This window comes from Halorubrum sp. SS7, from assembly GCF_005435055.1.
Classification (GTDB): domain Archaea; phylum Halobacteriota; class Halobacteria; order Halobacteriales; family Haloferacaceae; genus Halorubrum; species Halorubrum salinarum.
Genome location: NZ_SGXV01000835.1, coordinates 1 through 207 on the forward strand (window position 1 = coordinate 1; position 207 = coordinate 207).

General features: G+C 64.7%; 1 protein-coding gene. It reads right to left on the reverse strand.

What is annotated here, in order from left to right:
• Positions 1-207: amino acid permease (locus EXE44_RS20070; RefSeq protein WP_137718163.1), on the reverse strand; the 207-nt coding region annotated here is incomplete at both ends.

Here is a 207-nt window from a genome sequence, read left to right on the forward strand (position 1 = left end):
CGTACACCACCAGGTGTAACACCGACCCCATCGTCGACAGCGACTCGACGCTCCCGGCGAGGAGGAACACGACGATGAGCGCGCCGGTGAGCGCGATCGACTTGTACGGCGTGCCGAACCGCTCGTGGATCTGGTTGAGCGACGGGGTGACGATCTTCTCGCGGCCCATCGCGAAGTTGATCCGCGACGACGAGAGGATCGAGGCGT